Genomic DNA, 19,029 nt, shown 5'->3' on the forward strand with positions numbered 1-19,029 from the left:
CCCGCGGGGGCAAGTCAAGCTCTCTAACCTGGCAACTTTTGACGAAGCTCGAAGTATCCCGGCCACGGGTCCTGCGATAGTGCCGCGAGGCGTTCAGGGATGTTGCGCAGGTTGAAGTAGGCGGGCCTTGCCCCGGCCACCATTTCCTCCCAGGTGATCGGCGTGGCGACCGGCGCACCGGGGCGGGCCCGCAGTGAATAAGGCTCCGCGGCGTTGGCGCCCCGGCCGTTGCGCATCCAGTCCAGGTAGATCCGCCCCCCTCTCTTCTCCTTGGCGAGTTGGGCGGTGAAACGGTCCGGGTACTTCGCCTCCATCTCCTTGGAAATCCGCTTGGAGAAGCCGGTCATCTCCGGCCAGGCGGCAGCGGGAAGAAGCGGCACCACCACGTAGTACCCTTTCCCTCCCGTGGTCTGCAGGTAGCTCTCCAGACCGTACTCCTGCAGGTGGATGCGCAGCATCAGTGCCGCCTCGACGAGGCGCTCCCACGGCAGGCTCTCGTCTTCGGGCGGGTCGAGGTCGAAGAGCATCCGGTCGGGGTGTTCCAGGTCGGTGTAGCGCGACTGCCAGGCATGGATCTCGACCACGCCCAACCGTACCAGGACCTGCAGCGCGGGCCACGAATCAATGGCGATGTAGCGTTCCTCGTGTCCGGCGTCCACCGCCTTGACCGGCGCGGGGATGTTGGTCGCGTGCTTGGTGAACTTGCAGGCGTAGATGTTGGTGCGGCAGGAGATGAGCGTCAGCGGCCGGTCGGCCAGGTAAGGGAGCATGCGCGGGGCCACCGCTTCGTAGTAGCGCTCTATGTCCTCCCGGGTAATGCGCTCGTGGGGGAACACCGGCACCACCTTCCCCGGCCGCGGTAGTTCTCCCCTCGCCCTCCGGGAGAGGGGCGGGGGTGAGGGCGGCGCCTCGGCTTGTTCGCCGGTATGGCGGACGTGGTGGACGTCGTGGACATCGTCGACAGATGGGACTCCCCCTCCCTTGACGGGCCTGCGCGCCGTAGCGCTCCGGTCCGCGAAGGCGGGAGGGGGCTGGGGGGTGGGTGGCACCGGTTCGTCCTGCAGCAGTTCGGGCTCCTCCAACCGCACCTCGATCGCCTTCTTGTCCTCCCGCAGCCCCTTAAACGAGGCATGACGCAGCAAGCCGCTCCCCGAAAGCTCCACAAAGGCCACTTCAGCAACCAGCTCGGGTTTCAGCCAGTGCGGGTTCCGGTACTCCTCGCCGCTGGGCGGGTTCACGAAGGAAGGCTCGGGCTGCTCGTAAGGCTGCATGGTCTGCAACAGCGCCAGGCTTGCATCGATGCTGTACCCGGTCTTGATCTTCCCGGCAAAGACCAGTTCGTCCCTGTCGTTGTAGTAGCCGGCGAGCATGGAGCCGAAAGGACGCCCGGCATCGGACTCGGTGAAGCCGCCGACCACGAACTCCTGACGCTGCGCGCACTTCACCTTGAGCCACGTCTTGGTCCGTTGCGACTGGTACTCCGCGTCAAGACGCTTGGAGAGTACCCCTTCCAGGCGCTGCTCGCATACGGCGGCGAAGAATTCTCTCCCCTGCCCTACCACGTGATCCACGAACCGCACCGGGCCGTCCGGGGGAAGCAACTCCTGCAAGAGCGCCTTGCGCTCGACCAGCGGCGCCCCCCTCAGGTCATACCCTTCGTAGTTCATCAGGTCGAAGACCAGGTAGACGATGCCGGCTTCCTTCCCTTCCTTGAACGCCTGCTGCAGCGCGTGAAAATCGCTCCCTCCCGAGGCGCTGAAAACGAGGATTTCGCCGTCGAACCATCCCTGCTCAAGCGGCAGAGCCAGCATCGCCTGCTTCAGGCTTTTGAGCCGCCCGGTAAAGTCGTACCCCTTCCGGCTGTAGAAACGGACCCCGTTGCCCGGCTTGTCGATCCGGCACACCATGCGGTAGCCGTCGTACTTTATCTCATGCAGCCATTCGTCTCCAACCGGCACCTGCTCCACCAGCGTGGCAGCCTGCGGTTCAAGATAGGCGGGGAGACTCCCTCCCGGGACGTGCCCGAAGCCGGCACGGGAAGCGACCTCCCCCTGGTCCGAGGTCCAGAGCCGGTCCCGGTCCTGCGCAATCTCCTCGAGCGTTCGTCCGCTGACCACGCTGGTCTCCTGGCTGAGCGGGTCCTGCTGGGTGGCGTACTCGTCGTTGTCCTTGGTGAGCATCCACTTCTTCGGATCGTCCTGCTGCCGGGTCAGGGTCCAGCGCCCCTTGAGCCGCTCCCCGTGCAGTATGAAATGCAGCCTGCCGCGGTAGTAATCACCCTTCCCGCCTTCCAAGGGTTCCCAGGTGCCCTGGTCCCAGATCAGCACCGTGCCGGCGCCGTAGTTGCCGGCGGGGATGATTCCTTCGAAGGAGGCATAGTCCAGGGGATGGTCTTCGGTCTGGCTGGCGAGCCTGTGTTGGCCCGGATCGAGGGATGGGCCCTTGCTGAGGGCCCAGCTTTTGAGGGCGCCGTGCAGGCGCAGGCGGAAGTCGTAGTGGAGGTGGGAGGCTGCGTGCTTTTGTACCACGAAGATGTCACCGGGAGGCGATTGTGAACCGGAGGGCTCGGGGGTGCGGCTAAAGTCCCGCATCTCCCGGTAGCGTTGCAGGCCTTGTTGGTGCGGCGATTTATCGGTTGGATCCGCCATTTCTGCACGCCCTCGAACGATCCGCCCATGTCTGCACGGTATCTAACTGAATCGGTCGAATCCGCTATGTCTGCACGGTATCAACGTAGGGGCGAATAATCATTCGCCCCCTCTGCCGCACAGATGCCGCTCTGGCCGAACGCGGTGGTCGGGCACCGGGGCTGGGCAAATGATTATTTGCCCCTACAGCGTCCGGTGGACCAGGGGCGGAGCGCCACCCATGATCACCACTTCTTTTGCCTTTCAACGATTTGCGAATATCTCGTTGAAGAACAGCTTCATGGCCTCGAAGGAGCGCCGGTCGGCCTTCTCGTTGTAGGCGGCCCCTTTACTGTTGTCATTGCCTGACTTCGGATTGGTGAAGCTGTGCACGGCGTTGCCGTAAAAGTTCATCTGCCAGTCGACCTTGGCGTCCCGCATCTCCTTCTGGAACGCGGCCACTTCGTCCGGCTTCACGTACGGGTCGTCGGCTCCGTGCAGCGCGAGCACCTTGCCGCGTATGTTCCTGGCGTCGGCCGGGTTGGGAGTGCTAAGCCCGCCGTGGAAGCTGACCGTACCGAGCACGTCGGCGCCGCTTCTGGCCAACTCCAGCGCGGCCGTGCCGCCGAAGCAGTACCCCATGACCGCCATCCGCCTGGGATCGACCTTGGGTAACCCCGCCAGCTTCTCAAGCCCAGCCGCGGCACGTGCGCGGATCAGGCTCCGGTCGTTACCCCGGTACTTGGCAGCTTCCTTGGCCGCCTGCTCGGGCCCGACCGGGCGCACCCCCTTGCCATAGATGTCGGCGGCAAAGGCAACGTACCCCAGCTTGGCAAGCTGCTCGGCACGCATCTTCTCGTATGGGCTCACGCCGGTCCATTCATGGATGATGAGCACGCCGGGGCGCTTCTCCTTGATGGTGTCGTCATAGGCCAGGTAGCCCTCGAGGACCGTGTCCCCCTGGCGGTACTCCACGTTGTGCCCAACCACGGCGGCCCCGGCTCCTTGCGCCACCAGTGTCATCATCAAAGCCAAAAGATACTTTTTCATGATCTCCTCCACGCTGCTGATCACCAATGAAAACGGCAAACGCAGCTGTAATTGAAGCGCTTTCAGTCTCATTAGCATGAGAGCTAAGTACGCTCATTTTACCAAAAAGCACATTCTGCCGCAGCGCCTTCTTGGTAAGAGTCGTAGCCAGCACGGCTCATACGGCGGCATGGATATTGTTCCACCAGCCGCGTTGACACCTGCTGCACATTAAGTACGATTAACCAATCGCATTAGCATAACAGGAGCCTGTCATGAGACAACTGAACTCACCGCGCTCTCTCGTTTGGCTGGCAGTAGTCTTCATTGGGATTTCATTGACGGGATGCACATCGTGGTGGGGTGGATCGCGGCAAGGAAGCAGTGCCTCGCTGCAGACGGTGCAGGAGGACCTGCAGTACGCACAGCTAAAGACACAGGAAACACGTAAGGCGCTTGAGGATATAAAGTTCGCCGACGAGGCCGACCTGCCGCGGGCCTACCGGGCCTTCAGGGAAGAAGTCAACACCATGACCGGTGCCGGTGAAAAACTGGTGCAGCACGCCGACGGGATGAACTACCAGGGGAACTCCTACCTGGTCGAGGCGGAAAAATCCGCCGGAGAGTGCCGCTACCCGAGGCTTTCGCGCAATGCGCGGCTGCCGCGCATGGAATTGGGAGACGCATTCGAGCCCATCGCCGAGCAGGGGCAGGCGGTACAGCGCGCCTACCGCGCCTTCGAATTCGACATCGAGGCCATTGAGGAGTACCTGTCCCATGAGTTGAGCGAGCAAGGGGTGAGGGACATGGAAGTATTGATGCGCAAGAGCGAGGTGGATGGGGACAGCCTCTTGTACGCACTGGAGGCGGAGCTCTCAGTGGTGGACAGGGCGCAGAGGGCTTACAGTGAAACGGCCCAGGGAAAAGGAGCAACCCCGCCCTAGAGCTTGTCGCCTTTGTCGGCGGTGAGGGGAAGTTGACAGTGCAGGCACTTGCGCAGGTAAAGCAGCATCATGCCGTGCATGTGGTAATAGTTGCGGCAGCGCGGGCAACGAGCGGTGGCGGAATAGAACATGACGCCAAGCAGCACCGCGAACCAGCAGAAAAACACCGGCATGGATCCGCTGAAGGAATGGGTAATCTTCTGGGTCACGTACATGGTGGGCAGGTAAACGATGAGGACGATCCAGAGGCACCAGCGGCGCTTGCGTACTACTGCTAAGCCGGTGGCGATGGCAACCGGGTCGACGACTTCGGCAGCTTTGACTTTGGTATTTCCCGCAGCAGCAATTTCGGCAGTTTCCGCTTCGGCAGCTTCGGCAGCTTCGGCAGCTTCGGCAGCTTCGGCAGCTTCGGCAGCTTCGGCAGCTTCGGCTTCGGCAGTTCCGGCCGCGGCGGCGGCATCTTCGACTTCGTGACGGTCCAAGCGAACCTCCCTTCAGCCTTTAGTTCTGGGCACCTTCCCGGTATTTCATGGTCAGCCCCTTCAGGAAATTGCGCAGCATCTGGTCGCCGCAGGGCTTGTAGTTTTCCTGCCCCTTGGCACGAAAGACCGCGCTCAGTTCGGATTTGGAAACCGGGAACTTGGCCAGCTTGAAGATCGCCAGCATCTCGTCCTCTTTCAGGCTCAGTGCAATGCGGATCTTCTTGAGGATGTCGTTGTTGGTCAGCTGCTCCGCTGGCGCTGCCGCCTTGCCCTCCGCCCCTTCGCGCTTACCCCGCTTCAACGCGATCAGGCCGTCCAGGAAGGCCTGCAGAACGTCGTCGCCGCACTCGCGGAACCCTTCCTCGTCGTCCTTCTTGACCAGGCTGGTGATGTCAGCCTGCCCCATCTTCATGTCCGCCAGGCGGAAAGCCTCCACGACAGCCTGGGTGTTGAGGTTGAGCGCATAGCGCAGTCTGCGGAAGACGTCGTTATTGGTCATCGGGTGCTCCTCGATTCTGATCGGCCAAAGCCAGGCTCTTTCATAACATCGATCGGCTGGGGGGGCAAGCTTTTGCTGCTGGCGGGAAAAGTGAGGGGGGACAGGCGCTTGGTGAAGAGCGCGCCGGTCCCCCCGGTTGGTCGCGGACAGGAGTGGTTAGGCTGCTGCAGATATGGGCTCGTCGCTGTCGTCGCCGCCGAATCCGAGAATGGCGTCGATCTCTGCAGCGTCAAGGGTCTCTTTGACTACCAGTTCCCTGGTCAGCCGCTCCAGTGCGTCCATGTTGGCCTGCAACAGGGTCACGACGTCCTGGTAACAACCACTGACGATGGAGCGGATCTCGTTGTCCATCTCGCGCGCGGTGACGTCACTGAAGCCTTTCTTCCCGCCGTTGTCGGTGTTCTCGTTATGCCCGAAAGCGACCGGGCCGAAGGCACGCGACATGCCCCACTCGCTGACCATCCTGCGCGCGGTGTCCGTGGCGCGCGCCAGGTCGTTGCCGGCTCCGGTGGTGGTCGTGCTGTAGATCAGCTCCTCGGCGGCGCGTCCCCCCATGAGCACCTTGAGGTGGGCGACCAGCATCTCCTTGGTGTAGCAGTAGATGTCGTCCTCGGGGATCTGCACCGTCACCCCCATCGCCCTGCCCCTGGGTATGATGGTCACCTTGTGCACCGGATCGGAACCCGGGGTCAGTTTGGCGACCAGCACGTGGCCCGCCTCGTGGTACGCGGTGGAAAGCTTCAGCTTGTCCGAGAGGACCATGGACTTTTTCTCGGCGCCCATAAGCACCTTGTCCTTGGCCAGGTCGAAGTCGATCATCTCCACCACGCCCTTGTTGGAGCGCGCGGCGAGAATGGCGGCCTCGTTGACCACGTTGGCCAGGTCGGCGCCCGAGAAGCCGGGAGTGCCGCGGGCGATCACCATCAGGTCGACCTCGTCGTGCAGCGGGACGTTCTTGGCGTGCACCTTGAGGATGGCTTCGCGCCCCCTGATGTCGGGGGAACCGACAGTTACCTGGCGGTCGAAGCGCCCGGAACGGAGCAGCGCGGCGTCCAGGATCTCGGGTCGGTTGGTGGCAGCCAGCACCACCACACCGGAGTTGACCTCGAAGCCGTCCATCTCCACCAGCAACTGGTTCAGCGTCTGGTCACGCTCGTCGCTGGCGCCGCCACCAGCGGCGGCGTCACGCTTGCGCCCCACCGCGTCGATCTCGTCGATGAAGACGATGCAGGGTGCGGCCTTCTTGGCCTGGGCGAAGAGGTCCCTGACGCGGGAAGCCCCCACGCCTACGTACATCTCAACGAACTCGGAACCGGAGATGGAGAAGAACGGGACGTCGGCCTCGCCGGCGACCGCCCTGGCGATCAGGGTCTTGCCGGTGCCCGGAGGGCCCACGAGGAGCACGCCGGTGGGCATCTTGCCGCCCAAGGTCGAGAACTTCTCCGGGTCCTTGAGGAACTCGACCGTATCCAGCAGTTCCGCCTTGGCCTCCTCGGCGCCGGCGACATCGCCGAAACGGGTGGTCGATTCGGAGTAGTCGACCATGCGGGCGCGGCTCCTACCGATACCGGTAAAACGCCTCAAAATGGCAAACAGGAAGATGCCTATGGCTACCAGGAAGCCGATCTCGAACCAGTTCGGCCCGCCGGAAGGAGGTGTGGAGGAAAAGTCTACCTTCTTGGCGATGAGCAGATCGCCCAGGTAGGCTCCGGCCGGGAGATAGAGACTGAATTTTTCGCCGTTTTTGGCGTGTGCGGTGATCTCGTCCCCGACAATCCTCACCTTGGCTATGTTGCCGGCCGAAACTTTCTGGATGAAGGTGGTGTAGCTGATCTGCCTGCTATGGTCCGCATGTGACTGTTGCCAGGAATAGAAGCCGTAGCCAGCGACGGCCAAAAAGCTCAAAGACAGCCCCAACAACATAAGCTTCTTGTTTCTCGTGTTCCCCATAGTTCTCCCATTACTACTGTAGTAGTAATAACGTCACGGCTTATACAATACTATGTTCAGCTTTGATAACCGTAACAGTGAATAGTGCTTATTGTTATTACTGCACACGAACAACAATTAGCACATGCTAAAACCGCTGCAATCGCGCTTTAAAAAATTGAATATCTATTTTTACTGCAGCTGGCTGATTTTTGTACACACAATTTTTTTTCATTTTCAGCAGCAGTTGTAAATCAAAGGAGGTGTTACGACCGTCTGTAGGGGCGAATAACTATTCGCCCGCCTTTGACGCAGCGGCGGCGGAGAGGCAAATCCCCCCTGTCCCCCCTTCGCAAAGAGGGGAACGTTAGGCTCGGGCGGTGCTTGAGGGGGACTGGCTCCGCCAGGTGCCTGTCCCCTTTGGGCTTGGGGGACTGGCGCCAGGTGCCTGTCCCCTTATGTTTCGATATTGTGGAGAGCGGGATGGAGCGTTCCGCTAGAGGGACAGGTGCGGAGCCAGTCCCTTCCAGCAAAGAGGGCGAATGATTTATTCGCCCCTACAGGACAAAAAAAAGAGGCGCCCTTTTTGGGGGCGCCTCTTTTGACAGCGGTATCGGAACGTAATTACTTGCGCAGCAGCTTCACGATGGCGGAGAAATCCTCTTCGCCTCTGCCGTCCTTGACGGCCTGGTCGTAAATGGAGGAGACGGTCTTCGCGGCCGGCAGGTCGAGCTCCAGCTTCTCGGCCATCTCCAGTACGCGCCGCATCTGCGAATCGACGTACTTGAGCGCCAGGTTACGGCTGAAGTCGCCGCGCGCAATGGAACGCCCCTTGGAGTGGAACAGCGGCGAGGCAACCCCGCCGGAGTCGAGCACCTCGAGGATCTTGTCCGGCTTGAAGCCCATCTTCTCGCCGAAGACGAGACCTTCGGAGAGGGATTGCATCATCTCGGCCTGCAGCAGGTTGACGATCAGCTTCATGCGGGTGGCGTCGCCGATCTTGCCGATGTGGATGATATTGAGGCCGAAATAGGAGAACGGCTCGCGGCAGCGCCCCAAAAGGGCCTCGTCGCCACCGGCCAGGATGGTCAGCAGCCCGTTGGCCGCATGCTCCTTGCTCCCCCACACCGGCGCCTCGAGGAACATGACGCGGCGCTTCTTCGCTTCCTCGGCCATGCGCTCGATGGTCTCCAGGCAGTGGGTGCCCATGTCGACCAGGATGGTGCCGGGATCGATCCCTTCCAGGACGCCGTTCTCGCCAAAGACCAGGTACTTGCTCTCCGGCACGATCACGATGACCAGGTCCTGCCCCTTGGCAGTCGCCATCGGCGATTCGCCGACTTTCACGCCCAGCTTGGCAAGCTCAGCCATCGCATTTGCGTCTTGGTCAAACACCGTTAACTGGTAGTCCGACTTGGCAAGGTTAGCTGCCATGTGAACACCGACGGTGCCCAGACCGACGAAACCTATCTTCTTAAGCATAATCCCCCCAGAGTGGCTGATGCTCGGCACCAGCGGATAGCATTATCGCTTTGCTGTAAAAACTCAAGGCCCCATTATACTCAAAGAGCCAGTTTGTGCAACACTGTTTTATCTTGATTTAGTAACTGACACCCTATCACACAGATCGTACAACGGGCAGGTAGAGCATTTAGGTGAAAGCGGCGTGCACTGGTTCTGTCCGAAAGTTACCAGAAGATCGTTGATTATGATCCAGTACTCAGCCGGCAGCTTCTCTCGCAGGGCAAATTCAGTCTGCTCCGGAGTGCGGGTCGTGACGTAGCCCCAGCGGTTGCAGATCCGGTGCACGTGGATGTCGACGCAGATACCGGGCTTGCCGAAACCGAGGGTGAGCACCAGGTTGGCCGTCTTCCGCCCTACCCCCTTGAACTTCAACAGCGTTTCCAGGTCGTCCGGCACCGCGCCCCGATACAGTTCACACAAGGAGCGCGAGATCTCGAGGATCTGCTCGGCCTTGACGCGGTAGAAGCCGACCGGGTAAATGGCGGCCTCGATCTGCGGCACATCCAGGCGGGACATCTTTTCCGGAGAATCCGCCAGTGCAAAAATCCTGGCCGATGCCACGGCGGTGACCTGGTCGCGGGTCCGCAGCGACAGGATGCAGGAGACCAGCACCTTGAAAGGATCCTTGCCCTGGGTGGCTACGATGGTCACCGCGGGGCTCACCCACGCCTTGACGGCCTCGGTGAGGATCGCTATCGCCTGGTGGATCTGGTCGTCCTTCATGTTACAACCTGTTGTTGATCACACGCATTACCAGTACGCCCATGATGGAAGCGAGAAGGCCCACACACACGAACAGTATACCGATACTGCGCCCTTCCCCCCAGCCAAGCAGATCCTGGTTTTTCATAAACGCTATGAGCCCCAATCCCGTGAAAGTGAGAATCCCCCCTATGATGAACGTGGACAGTGCGAATACCGCTCCTGCCATCCCCTTGGTCTTTGCCACACACACCCCTGTTGTTCCAAAAAGTAATGCTTCCTTATACAAGATGGTACCCGCCAAGGCAACTGCTAAGTGCATCCTTAACGGTTGCACAAACGTGAGAAACCCCTATAATGGCCAGATCAAAAATGAGGGAGATACATGAAAGAACTGGTAGATCTGCATTTACACTCCACCTTTTCCGACGGGGTACGCACCCCCACCGAACTGGTGGCCATGGCCAAAGGGCTGGGCCTCAAGGCGATCGCGCTGGCTGACCACGACACGGTGGACGGCATCGACGAGGCGGTCGCGGCAGGCGCAGCCGCCGGCGTGGAGGTGCTGCCCGCGTTGGAGTTCTCGGTGGCGTACAGTTCCTTCAAGGACGTCCATCTGCTGGGATACCTGCTCGACCACCGCGATGCTCAATTGCAGTTGATTCTCAAGGAATTCAGGGACCGCAGGGAGGCCCGCGGCGAGGCGATCGTGGGACGCATCAACGAGAAGCTGGCGACGGAAGGGAGAGCCCCCATATCCAGCGCCGAAGCGGCCGCACTGGCGGGAGGGGCGCTGGGTCGCCCCCACATCGCCCAGGTCCTCATGGGCAAGGGGTACGCCAGGGACATGCAGGACGCCTTCGTGCGCTACCTGCTCCCGTGCGACGTCCCCAAGCGCTACTTCCCGATGGAAGAGGCCCTGGCAGCGGTGCAGAGGCTGGGCGGGGTCGCGGTGCTGGCCCATCCCACCACCATCACCAACGACCGCGACACCCTGAACCGCATCATCGACGAACTGTGCACGATGGGGCTTGCCGGCGTCGAGGCCTTCAACAACGTCTGCAACGAGCAGGAAAGCGCCTTCCTGGTAGCTACGGCCGAAAAGAAGGGGCTGATCTGGACCGGCGGCTCCGATTATCACGGCATAGAGGAAGGGATCAGCATGGGCACCGGCAAGGGGAGTATGGCCATCCCCTACAGCTGCGTGGAGGCGCTGAATCGGGCGCAAAAACAAAGAGCCTAACGGCTAGATTAAGATTAAGACTGCATTGAGATTTAATAAGATGATGAAAAAGGGGCTGGAGATGAGGTGTATTCCTCGTTCCAGCCCCTTTGTTATTCTTAATCTTAATCTTAATCTTAATCTTAATCTTAATCTTAATCTTAGTCTTAATCTTAGTCTTAGTCTTTCACCGGCTTGTAGCTCAGCACATCCAGCTCGTTTTCGACGTCGGTGACGCCTTCGACCGACCGGGCCAGTTCGATCGCTTCCTCGATCTCCTCCTCGGTCTGCACGTGGCCGGCAAGTGTGACCACCCCGTCCTCGCAGCTGATGCAGAACTTGAGGGCACGGGCCAGCGAAGACTTGAGCAGCTCGGCCTCAACCCTCTTGGCAATGATGAGGTCCTCGAGCAGCGCCATAGACTCCTCCTCCCCTTCCTTGAGGCGGGGATCCTTGGAGGCCGCGATGATGGCCTCGATCATGGCGTGGGAGCTGGAAGCTTCGGTATTGAAAATGAGGTCGTACGCCAGCGGATCGTTCCAGTCGCGGTTGAAGTAGAAATGAATGAAGCCGCCCAACTGGTGATCGCTCCTCCTGATCAGTTCGCGGGCCAGGTCCGGATCGATCCACTCCCTCTCGGCGAACTTCTCCACCCTGTCCTCAAAGGGCGCAATGAAGCGGACCCTCAGCACGTTGGTGAGCACCTTGATCAGATCCTGCGCCCCCCTTCCGTAAAGGATCACGTTACCCTTCTTGGCGCAGTCCAGCAGGATGAGCTCCATGGTGGCAAGATGCGCGGCTTGGAGGCGGTCTTCGGCGGTGCGATAGGACGGCGGCTTCTCGTCCACCCTTTCCAGGATCTCGGGGGTGAGCCCGTAGGCAGGGGCCAGTTCCTCGATCTTTACCCGGTCAACGAGGGTGTACTTGAGCTTCTTTGCCAGTTCCTTGGCAATGGCGTAGGCGCCGGTACCCATCTCCCTGGAAATTGTGATGATTGCCATGCAAGCCTCCTTTGCTAATGAGAAACCGCCGCATCATAACACGTAAAGTCTGCCGTATACAAGGGATTTTGCTGTCTTGGATGAACTGCACGCAGCGTGGAGGCAGGCCCAACGGGGATGGAGCGGAACAGGGGTGAGGGAGAAGGTGCCTCCCCCACCCCGGCAGGTCAGTAGTTTTCGGCGAGACGCTCGAAGTGCGCCTTGGGGTGATGGCACACCGGGCAGATGTCGGGTGCGTCGGTCCCCTCGTGGATGTGGCCGCAATTACGGCACTTCCAGCTGGTCGGGGCATCTTCCTTGAACACGGTCCCCTCTTCTATCGCTGCGAGCAGAGCCTTGTAACGCTCCTGGTGCGCCTTCTCGATGGCGGCAATGCCGTCGAACATGGCGGCGATGGCGGTGAACCCCTCTTCACGGGCCTCCTTGGCCATGCGCGGGTACATGTCCACCCACTCGGCGTACTCCCCTGCTGCCGCAGCTTTGAGGTTGGTGATGGTGTCGCCGAGCCCGGAGAGCGCCTTGAAGTGCAGCTTGGCATGCTCCTTCTCGTTGTCGGCCGTTTCGAGGAACAGTGCCGCGATCTGCTCGTACCCTTCCTTCTTGGCCACCGCCGCGTAGTAGGTGTACTTGTTGCGCGCCATCGACTCGCCGGCGAACGCTTCCTGCAGGTTCTTCTCCGTCTTGCTTCCTTTCAGTTCCGCCATGCTCTGTTCTCCTTTCCTTTGTTACCTGCTTTTAAACGGGGAATTAAAAGGGGACAGGCTACATTTCTATCTGTATGCAGCCTAGCGGTTGCAAAACTAGCCTGTCCCCTTTTGGGTCAGTCGATTCCGATCCTCTTTACCCCGTGCACTACGCTCAGGCGCGCCATGAGGTCGGCCGCGCTCGATTTCTTGGGCTGCTTGACCTGGAACTCCATGAATATCACGCCGTGCTCGATGTCCTTCTGCAGTTTGGCGTCCACCCTCGCGACCCCGGCGCCGCTGAGAGCCTCGTAGACGCGGGTGACGAAGTCGGCCCGGTCCTCACCCCACACCTTGACCAGCACGTAGGTGTCGCGCGACAACCGTTTCTCAACTTCCTTGAGCAGCAGCAGGTTCGCCAGGGCCACCAGGGTGACCGAAACCGCAAGCCAAAATAGACCTATGCCGCAGGCAACGCCGAGAGCGGCGGCGACCCAGAGGCAGGCCGCGGTGGTAAGCCCGCGGATGGAGGCGCGCTCCCTGATGATGGCGCCCGCCCCCAAAAAACCGATACCGGTGACCACCTGGGCGGCCACGCGCCCCGGGTCGACCCCGACCGCCCCCCCGGTGAAGTTACCGAAGATGCGGTAGATCTCGATGGAGGTGATGGTGAACAGGCACGCGCCGAGCGAGACCAGCAGGTGGGTCCGGAACCCGGCCGGACGGCCGTGAATCTCCCGCTCCAGGCCGATCAGTCCGCCCAGGAACGAGGCCAGCAGCAGCCGGCACAGCAGGTAGATATCGAAGTCGGGCCCCAACGGCTATTCCTCGGAAAGCCCAAGCGACAGGGTCAGCACCACGGTCTTTTCCCGGTCCCCGCTGCGGATGGTCAGGGGCACCCGGACCACATCGCCGGTGGCCACCGGGTCACCGGCTATCTCCAGCGATAGCGGGGCTTCCTCCGGCGCCGCCGGCGCAGACGGTGTCACCGGTGCGACCGGAGGCTCGGGAACAGCGGCAGCGGCGGGTCGAGCGGGCGCGGGCGCAGCGGGGGGCTCCACAGCGGGACGGGCCGCGGCTGCCGGCGGTTCCACCATCTGCTGCAGTCCTTCGCTGCTGGCGATGGCATCGGTCCCCTTGGCGCGCAGCCCGGTCAGGATGCTCTTTACCAGCGCCATGAGCCCCTGCAGTACCCCTTCACCGGTGTGGCTGCTGGTCTTGAAGCTGACCAGCCGCGACGGGTTCAGCTGCTGCTCCAGTTCCGCCAGGGCAGCGGCGTCGGCGAGATCGCTCTTGTTGTACTGCAGGATGGTCGGCATGGTGGTCAGGCTCTGCCCGTACCCCTTCAGGTACTCGACCAGCTGCCCCAGGGCGGCCTGGTTGTCGGCCAGACGCTGCGGCGCCGAGTCGGCCACGAACACGACGCCGTCGGCGCCCTTCAGCACCATCTTCCACGCCGCCGGGTCCACCAGCGGGCCGGAGACGGTGTAGAGGTGGAAACGGACCCGGAAGCCGTCGACGTTGCCGTCGCCGGGCGGGGTGAAGTCGAAGAAGAGCATGCGGGCGCCCTGCACGCTCATCACCTTCAACGCGCCGCGGAACTCCGGCTTGAGTTTATTGAAGACGTGCCTGAGGCTGGTACCTTTACCTGCCTGACCGGGGCCGAAAAAGACTATCTTCGCGTTGATTTCACGCTTTGCCTGGTTCACCAGAGCCATTCGAGATCCCCCTGAATTACCTATTTTCCTTCTTGCTCAGCAAAATCTTGCGCGCCTGCGTCGCAATGATGCTGTTGATGTTCTTGCTTTTGGCGAGGTTGGCGAGGTCCTTCTCACCCAAGGTCCCCAGGAAGCGGAGCGCGTTGGGCAGAGGGGTCTTGTGGTTCTCCACCAGGGCCTTCCTGATCTGCGGGTTCTTGATCCAATCCTTGTTGGCGCAGATGACGCGGATCACCTCGTCGTTTTGGATCTGGGACTTGGCGATCCCCAGCACCTCAGACTCCGTCATGCGCGGATTCTTGATGGCGGCGCCGGAGACCAGCTTGTTGTTGTCCTTGATCATGATGGCGCGCCACTCCTTGTCCCCGGTCATGGCCACCTTGATCTTGTCGCTCACCCCCATCGACTGGGCCATCTGGTACTTGGACTGGTACTCCTCCTCGTCGATAGGCTCGTCGCCATCGGGACCGGTCTTCTCGTCGGCCTCCTCCAGGTCGTGCTCCTTGTGGGGCGCCGCATGCGGCGCCGCGGCCCGGGGATCAGCGGCAGTTGCGGCCCCCCCCTGCGCCTTCAAGAAGGCGGCGGCCTTTTCGCTGAGGTTTTGATGTCCGGCGAGTAGCGGCGCGATCTCGGGTTTCCTGCCATGCAGTTGCACCAGCGCATCCAGGATCTGCGGATGGAGCTCGCGGTCGGCCAGGATCTGCTCCAACAGCGGCCGTTGCAGCGAGCGCAGCGTCCCCATCGCCTGCTGCTTCACCTCCGGGTCCGGGTCGTGGCAGAGGTAGTACAGCAGCAGCACCAGGTCACCCGGCGGGAGCACCACCCGTCCTGCGGCGGCCTGCAGCCGGTTCTCCCTGGGCTTGTCGGCCCCGACGTACGGGGCCGCAGCCGCAGAAATCCTGAAGGTGACCTTCGACACGTTGCTTACTTCCCTGCCTTGACGACCTTGGCGTTGAGGCCGGTCTTCTTGAGGTTCGCTGCCGCCTTCTCCGCGCTGGAGGGATCGGCGAAGCTGCCGCCGCGCACCTTCACCACCGTCACCGGGATGTTGGCCTTCTTGAGCACCAGGCGGACCCCCTTGTCATAGAGGCGGTCCTGCTCCACGGCGGCCTTGCCTTCCCTCATGAAGGAACCGGCGTAGACCGCGTAGCGGCCGCCTTCCTTGAGCATGAAGGCGTTGGGCGCGACGCCTTTGAGGCGTGACAGCTCTTCGGCGGCCTCGTCGCGGTTGGCGAAGTCGGCCAGGAACAGGCGGTGCATCGGCTCGCCCTTGTGGGTTTTGGTGGTGACCACCGGCGTGACGCCGGCTTTTTTCAGCTTCGCGGTGACCGAGGGGACCTCGCTCTCGGCGACCTCGCTGTCGAGTTCCAGTGCGAAGGCACCTGCTTTCGCCTTGGCAGCGGCCTTGGCAGCGGCCTTGGCAGCGGCCTTGGCCGCCGGCTTGGCGGGCTTGGCTTCTTTGGCCTCGGTAGCGGGTTTGGCCTCCTTACCCGCTGCCGCGGCTTTGGCTTCCTTGGCGGCCGGTTTGGCCTCCTTGCCGGCGGCAGGCTTGGCTTCTTTCGCTGCAGCGGCAGGCTTGGCCTCCTTGGCAGCTGCGGCGGGCGCTGCTGCGGGCTGACCCGGCTTCGCCGCAGGCGCCCCAGGTTTTGCAGCGGGTGCACCGGGCTTGGCAACGGGCGCCTCGGGCTTGGCTGCCGGTGCTCCGGGCTTGGCGGCAGGTGCCCCGGGCTTGGCTGCGGGCGCTTCGGGCTTTGCCGGCGCTGCCGCGGGCGCACCCGGCTTGGCCGGGGCGGGTTTCGCCTCAGCCGGCTTGCCGGCCGCAGCCTCCCCAGCCGGTTTAGCAGCAGCACCGGCAGCCGACTTGTCGGCCGTAGCCTTGGCGGAGGCCGAAGAAGCGGCGCCCTGCGGGCGCGGCGGCAGCGGCTTTTTCACAACGGCCGGTGCGGGCGCAGGCGGCGCAGGCGCGGGCGCTTCTTCGCGCGGCTTGATCAGCCCGGTGAAGAAGTAAAGGTAGGCAAAAAGGGCGATGAGCAGCAGCAGAAGCAAAAGGAGTCGCTGTTGCGAACTCTTCTTGGGGTCTACAGTTTCATCTTCATCGGGTGTAAATTGCTTCGCCATCTGGCTCATCCTCCCTGTCATGACATTCGAAATTAACCCCACTTCGCCAAGGCTTCGTGGGGCAAGCCCCCCTTGGCAAAGGCTTCGTGGGGCAAGCCCCCTTGGCAAAGGCTTCGTGGGGCGAGCCCCCTTGGTCAAGGCTTCGTGGGCGAGCCCCCTTGGTCAAGGCTTACTGGGGGCCTGCCGGCCGTAGCCTTGGCGAAGGTGGGGCCTGCCCACCGTAGCCTTGGCGAAGGTGGGCTGAAAGGTCAGCTATGCGCTCTTGTGGTTGTTGTTCTTCTGGTCCTGCGCCTCGGCGATGATCTTCTGGGCCAGGTGGCTCGGGACCTCCTCGTAGTGGGAGAATTCCGAAGTGAACATGCCGCGGTCGCTGGTCATGGAGCGCAGGTCGTTGGAGTAGGTCAGCACCTCCGACATGGGCACCACGCTCCTGATGATCTGCGAGTTCGCCTTGGGCTCGACCCCGACCACCTTGCCGCGCCTGGAGTTGAGATCGCCGATCACGTCGCCCATGTTCTCGTCGGGGACGGTGATCTTCATGTTGACGATCGGCTCCAGAAGGACCGGCTTGCACTGCTCCATCGCCTTCTTGAAGGCCATGGAACCGGCGACTTTGAAGGCCATCTCCGAGGAGTCGACGGTGTGGAACGAGCCGTCGAAGAGCGCGACCTTGAAGTCCACCACCGGGTTGCCGGCCAGGAACCCTTCCTTGGCCGCCTCCTGGATCCCCTTGTCGACCGCGGGGATGTACTGGCGCGGGATGACGCCGCCCACGATCTTGTCCTCGAACCTGTACCCCTCGCCGCGCGGCAGCGGTGACAGTTCGATCCAGCAGTCGCCGTACTGGCCGCGCCCGCCGGACTGCTTCTTGTATTTCCCCTGCACCTTGGCCGAGCCGCGGATGGTCTCCAGGTACGGGACCTTGGGGGTCTTCAGGATGACGTCGACGCCGAACTTGCGCTTCAACTTCTCGACCACGACTTCAAGGTGCACCTGCCCCATACCGGAGATGATGAACTCGCGGGTCTGCGGGTCGCGGTGGCTTTCGATGGTGGGATCCTCTTCGATCATGCGCTGCAGGGCGCCGTGGATCTTATCCTCGTCGTTCTTGGTCTTGGGCTCGATGGCGTAGGAGATCACCGGTTGCAGCGGCTGGGCCGGCTCGTAGACGATTGCCTTGGCCTCGTCGCAGAGCGTGTCGCCGGTAACCGTCTCCTTGAGCTTGGCCACCGCCACGATGTCGCCGGCCACGGCCTGCTTGATCGGGTGCTGCTTCTTCCCTTCCAGCTCGAAGATCTGCCCGATGCGCTCCTGGACCCCCTTGGTCGAGTTGTAGACCAGGGAGTCGGAATTGAGCACGCCGGAGTACACGCGGAAGATGGTGATCTTGCCGGTGTAGGGGTCCGAGGTGGTCTTGAACACCAGCGCCGAGAACGGCTCGCTCTCGGACGGGGCGCGCTCGATGACCTGCTCGGTCTTGGGATCCACCCCAACCGCCGCCGTCCGATCCAGGGGCGACGGCAGGAAGTCGCAGATCGCGTCCAAAAGCTGCGCCACGCCGATGTTCATGGCCGCCGAGCCGCAGAATACCGGGGTGAAGGTGCTGCGCATGGTGCCGACCCTGAGCCCGTCCAGGATCTCCTCTTCGGAGAGCTCGCCGGTGTCGAGGAACTTCTCGGTCAGGGCGTCGTACGCCTCCGCCACCGTCTCGACCATCATCTCCCTGAGGCGCTTGGCATCATCGAGGTACTCGGCCGGGATCTCCCCTTCCGTGAACTTCCCGGACAAATCCTTCTGGTAGCGGTAGGCCTTCATGCGCACCAGGTCGATGACCCCTTCGAAGTTCTCCTCCGCGCCCAGGGGCATCTGCACCGCGACGCCGCGTGCGCCCAGCGCCTTCTCCATGTCGTCGATGGCGCGCAGGAAGCTGGCCCGTTCGCGGTCCATCTTGTTGACGAAGGCGATGCGCGGGATCTCGAACTCGTTGGCCCACTGCCAGACCTCCTCGGTCTGGACCTTGACGCCGGAGATGGCCGACAGGATGACGACGGCGCAGTCGAGCGTCCTCATGCAGGCGCGGGTGTCGGCGATGAAGTTGCCGTATCCCGGGGTGTCGACAATGTGGATGGAGTGCCCTTTCCACTCGCAGTGGTCCAGGGAAGAGGTGATCGAGATGCGGCGCTTGATCTCTTCCGGTTCGAAATCCATGGTGGAGCTGCCGTCGTCGACCCGCCCCAGCCGGTCGATCATGCCCGTGTCGAACAGGATCGCCTCGGCCAGCGAGGTCTTGCCGGCGCCGCCGTGAGCAACAATACCGAGGTTACGCAGTTTTGCCGTTTCATACCTTCCCATAACGCCCTCCCTTTAGAATGAAGATCATGAATGACCTACGCTTCAACGAGAAACCGACTTGAGTAAAGCAGACGAAACAAACAACGAACTACCAACTACCTGGCTGAACTCTCACTGGATTTTGACGTACCTCCCTCACCCGCTATCTAGCGCGTGACCTTTTAACCCCTTACGGCTTGTTTTCCTGGTTTTCCTGGTT

The 19,029-nt window shown here is 61.9% G+C and carries 17 protein-coding genes; 2 read left to right on the forward strand and 15 right to left on the reverse strand.

Annotated elements, in window-relative coordinates; genetic code table 11:
* Window positions 1-23: 23 nt before the first annotated feature.
* Entirely contained in the window at window positions 24-2,648 is a 2,625-nt protein-coding gene (gene ligD / locus H7687_RS06690) for a DNA ligase D (protein ID WP_183346289.1), read from the reverse strand.
* Between the two features lie 243 nt (window positions 2,649-2,891).
* The gene (locus H7687_RS06695) at window positions 2,892-3,677 is read right to left on the reverse strand and encodes a dienelactone hydrolase family protein (protein ID WP_183346290.1); all 786 of its coding nucleotides are present in this window, start codon (window positions 3,675-3,677) and stop codon (window positions 2,892-2,894) included.
* 254 nt (window positions 3,678-3,931) lie between these two features.
* Between H7687_RS06695 and H7687_RS06700 the strand changes: the two genes are divergently transcribed.
* Window positions 3,932-4,600 carry a hypothetical protein gene (locus H7687_RS06700; RefSeq protein WP_183346291.1) on the forward strand — a complete coding sequence of 223 codons (669 nt, stop codon included), beginning with the start codon at window positions 3,932-3,934 and terminating at the stop codon, window positions 4,598-4,600.
* On the opposite strand, the gene H7687_RS06705 is transcribed toward H7687_RS06700, so the two are convergent.
* The 6 genes from H7687_RS06705 to H7687_RS06730 form a co-directional block, all read right to left on the reverse strand.
* Entirely contained in the window at window positions 4,597-5,082 is a 486-nt protein-coding gene (locus H7687_RS06705; RefSeq protein ID WP_246404664.1) for a hypothetical protein, read from the reverse strand. The genes H7687_RS06700 and H7687_RS06705 overlap by 4 nt on opposite strands.
* A gap of 19 nt (window positions 5,083-5,101) precedes the next feature.
* The gene (locus tag H7687_RS06710; protein WP_183346292.1) at window positions 5,102-5,581 is read right to left on the reverse strand and encodes a YehS family protein; all 480 of its coding nucleotides are present in this window, start codon (window positions 5,579-5,581) and stop codon (window positions 5,102-5,104) included.
* 156 nt (window positions 5,582-5,737) lie between these two features.
* Complete coding sequence (ftsH, locus tag H7687_RS06715) at window positions 5,738-7,531, reverse strand: ATP-dependent zinc metalloprotease FtsH (protein ID WP_183346293.1); 1,794 nt, start codon at window positions 7,529-7,531, stop codon at window positions 5,738-5,740.
* Window positions 7,532-8,134: 603 nt separating this feature from the next.
* On the reverse strand, window positions 8,135-8,992 hold the full coding sequence (locus H7687_RS06720) for an NAD(P)-dependent oxidoreductase (protein ID WP_183346294.1): 858 nt from the start codon (window positions 8,990-8,992) through the stop codon (window positions 8,135-8,137).
* A gap of 108 nt (window positions 8,993-9,100) precedes the next feature.
* Entirely contained in the window at window positions 9,101-9,757 is a 657-nt protein-coding gene (locus H7687_RS06725; protein ID WP_183346295.1) for an endonuclease III domain-containing protein, read from the reverse strand.
* Window position 9,758: 1 nt separating this feature from the next.
* Window positions 9,759-9,983: a hypothetical protein gene (locus tag H7687_RS06730; protein WP_183346296.1), complete on the reverse strand. Its 225-nt coding sequence runs from the start codon at window positions 9,981-9,983 to the stop codon at window positions 9,759-9,761.
* Window positions 9,984-10,121: 138 nt separating this feature from the next.
* Here H7687_RS06730 and H7687_RS06735 point away from each other — a divergent pair, with 138 nt between their 5' ends.
* Entirely contained in the window at window positions 10,122-10,979 is an 858-nt protein-coding gene (locus tag H7687_RS06735) for a PHP domain-containing protein (RefSeq protein WP_183346297.1), read from the forward strand.
* A 158-nt stretch (window positions 10,980-11,137) separates the two neighbouring features.
* On the opposite strand, the gene H7687_RS06740 is transcribed toward H7687_RS06735, so the two are convergent.
* The 7 genes from H7687_RS06740 to fusA all read right to left on the reverse strand — a co-directional run bounded on the left by H7687_RS06740 (window position 11,138) and on the right by fusA (window position 18,830).
* Entirely contained in the window at window positions 11,138-11,959 is an 822-nt protein-coding gene (locus tag H7687_RS06740; RefSeq protein WP_183346298.1) for a cytidylate kinase family protein, read from the reverse strand.
* Between the two features lie 167 nt (window positions 11,960-12,126).
* Window positions 12,127-12,663 (reverse strand): rubrerythrin, encoded by a 537-nt coding sequence (gene rbr / locus H7687_RS06745; RefSeq protein ID WP_183346299.1) that lies wholly within the window; start codon window positions 12,661-12,663, stop codon window positions 12,127-12,129.
* A 116-nt stretch (window positions 12,664-12,779) separates the two neighbouring features.
* A complete protein-coding gene (locus H7687_RS06750; RefSeq protein ID WP_183346300.1) occupies window positions 12,780-13,460 on the reverse strand; it encodes an MgtC/SapB family protein in 681 nt (226 codons plus the stop codon).
* Window positions 13,461-13,463: 3 nt separating this feature from the next.
* A complete protein-coding gene (locus H7687_RS06755; protein ID WP_183346301.1) occupies window positions 13,464-14,360 on the reverse strand; it encodes a GTP-binding protein in 897 nt (298 codons plus the stop codon).
* A 16-nt stretch (window positions 14,361-14,376) separates the two neighbouring features.
* Window positions 14,377-15,279 (reverse strand): hypothetical protein, encoded by a 903-nt coding sequence (locus tag H7687_RS06760; RefSeq protein ID WP_183346302.1) that lies wholly within the window; start codon window positions 15,277-15,279, stop codon window positions 14,377-14,379.
* 5 nt (window positions 15,280-15,284) lie between these two features.
* Window positions 15,285-16,478 carry an SPOR domain-containing protein gene (locus H7687_RS06765; protein WP_183346303.1) on the reverse strand — a complete coding sequence of 398 codons (1,194 nt, stop codon included), beginning with the start codon at window positions 16,476-16,478 and terminating at the stop codon, window positions 15,285-15,287.
* A 252-nt stretch (window positions 16,479-16,730) separates the two neighbouring features.
* Window positions 16,731-18,830, reverse strand: a complete 2,100-nt coding sequence (gene fusA, locus H7687_RS06770; protein WP_183346304.1) for an elongation factor G — start codon at window positions 18,828-18,830, stop codon at window positions 16,731-16,733.
* Window positions 18,831-19,029 lie beyond the last annotated feature (199 nt).

Origin of the sequence: Geomonas paludis, from assembly GCF_014193585.1 — a bacterium.
Taxonomy (GTDB): Bacteria; Desulfobacterota; Desulfuromonadia; order Geobacterales; family Geobacteraceae; genus Geomonas; species Geomonas paludis.

Excerpts from the sequence above, each read along its gene's own strand:
- H7687_RS06695 (WP_183346290.1), bottom strand. The coding sequence starts at position 3,677 with ATGAAAAAGTATCTTTTGGCTTTGATGATGACACTGGTGGCGCAAGGA.
- H7687_RS06700 (WP_183346291.1), top strand. The coding sequence starts at position 3,932 with ATGAGACAACTGAACTCACCGCGCTCTCTCGTTTGGCTGGCAGTAGTC.
- ftsH (WP_183346293.1), bottom strand. The coding sequence starts at position 7,531 with ATGGGGAACACGAGAAACAAGAAGCTTATGTTGTTGGGGCTGTCTTTG.
- H7687_RS06755 (WP_183346301.1), bottom strand. The coding sequence starts at position 14,360 with ATGGCTCTGGTGAACCAGGCAAAGCGTGAAATCAACGCGAAGATAGTC.
- H7687_RS06765 (WP_183346303.1), bottom strand. The coding sequence starts at position 16,478 with ATGGCGAAGCAATTTACACCCGATGAAGATGAAACTGTAGACCCCAAG.
- H7687_RS06740 (WP_183346298.1), bottom strand. The coding sequence starts at position 11,959 with ATGGCAATCATCACAATTTCCAGGGAGATGGGTACCGGCGCCTACGCC.
- H7687_RS06725 (WP_183346295.1), bottom strand. The coding sequence starts at position 9,757 with ATGAAGGACGACCAGATCCACCAGGCGATAGCGATCCTCACCGAGGCC.
- H7687_RS06720 (WP_183346294.1), bottom strand. The coding sequence starts at position 8,992 with ATGCTTAAGAAGATAGGTTTCGTCGGTCTGGGCACCGTCGGTGTTCAC.
- fusA (WP_183346304.1), bottom strand. The coding sequence starts at position 18,830 with ATGGGAAGGTATGAAACGGCAAAACTGCGTAACCTCGGTATTGTTGCT.
- rbr (WP_183346299.1), bottom strand. The coding sequence starts at position 12,663 with ATGGCGGAACTGAAAGGAAGCAAGACGGAGAAGAACCTGCAGGAAGCG.
- ligD (WP_183346289.1), bottom strand. The coding sequence starts at position 2,648 with ATGGCGGATCCAACCGATAAATCGCCGCACCAACAAGGCCTGCAACGC.
- H7687_RS06735 (WP_183346297.1), top strand. The coding sequence starts at position 10,122 with ATGAAAGAACTGGTAGATCTGCATTTACACTCCACCTTTTCCGACGGG.
- H7687_RS06710 (WP_183346292.1), bottom strand. The coding sequence starts at position 5,581 with ATGACCAATAACGACGTCTTCCGCAGACTGCGCTATGCGCTCAACCTC.